The sequence below is a fragment of the Staphylococcus sp. EG-SA-2 genome (assembly GCF_017152085.1).
On the sequence record NZ_JACYHC010000826.1, the window covers coordinates 1 to 1,208 of the forward strand.

Here is a 1,208-nt window from a genome sequence, read left to right on the forward strand (position 1 = left end):
TTGATGGCGTTGACGATACTGAAAAATTATCAGCAGACATTAAAGCTTTAGAAAAGCAAATTCATAAAATTGCGGATGAGGCATATCCTTCTATTAAAGCGCGTGGTGGTGGTTACCAACGTATAGCGATTGATACATTTCCTGAGCAACAGTTACTATCTTTAAAAGTATTTGTTGATACGAAAGATGCTATGGGCGCTAATATGCTTAATACGATTTTAGAGGCCATAACTGCATTTTTAAAAAATGAATTTCCGCAAAGCGACATTTTAATGAGTATTTTATCCAATCATGCAACAGCGTCCGTTGTTAAAGTTCAAGGCGAAATTGATGTTAAAGATTTAGCAAGGGGCGAGAGAACTGGAGAAGAGGTTGCCAAACGAATGGAACGTGCTTCTGTATTGGCACAAGTAGATATTCATCGTGCAGCAACACATAATAAAGGTGTTATGAATGGCATACATGCTGTTGTTTTAGCAACAGGAAATGATACGCGTGGTGCAGAAGCAAGTGCGCATGCATACGCAAGTCGTGACGGACAGTATCGTGGTATTGCTACATGGCGTTACGATCAAGATCGTCAACGATTGATTGGTACAATTGAAGTGCCTATGACATTGGCAATTGTTGGGGGTGGTACGAAAGTATTACCAATAGCTAAAGCTTCATTAGAGCTACTAAATGTAGAGTCAGCACAAGAATTAGGTCATGTAGTTGCTGCCGTTGGTTTAGCGCAAAACTTTGCAGCATGTCGCGCGCTTGTGTCAGAAGGTATTCAACAAGGTCATATGAGTTTACAATATAAATCATTAGCTATTGTTGTAGGAGCAAAAGGTGATGAAATTGCTAAAGTAGCTGAAGCTTTGAAAAAAGAACCCCGTGCAAATACACAAGCAGCGGAACGTATTTTACAAGATTTAAGAAGCCAACAATAGTAAATTGCAAATAGCGATTTTAAAGAAAAGTTTAGGTCAGTCCATCGTAGCGCTTAGATAAATTAATATGAACAAAAATAAAAACTTCTATCACACGCATACAGGAAATTGAAGCGTTCGTGATAGAAGTTTTTTGATTAGTAAACATAGTTAAAGTTACGTGCTGCCTTTTTGCTTAGTACACGTGTATTGTATTTTAATGGGCGATAAAAGTTGTATTCTGAAACTTTAATACTACCGTTTTTATATACTTGTTCAACAACTGCGACATGT

The 1,208-nt window shown here is 37.6% G+C and carries 1 protein-coding gene and 1 pseudogene; one reads left to right on the forward strand and one right to left on the reverse strand.

Translation table 11 applies throughout. The features are described 5' to 3' along the window. On the forward strand, positions 1 to 935 hold a 935-nt coding region (locus IDG60_RS14865), incomplete at its 5' end, for a 3-hydroxy-3-methylglutaryl-CoA reductase (protein WP_164825760.1). Positions 936 to 1,072: 137 nt separating this feature from the next. Here the strand turns inward: IDG60_RS14865 and IDG60_RS14870 are convergent. Further along, positions 1,073 to 1,208 (reverse strand): annotated as a pseudogene (locus IDG60_RS14870) (CHAP domain-containing protein); the annotation flags it as partial.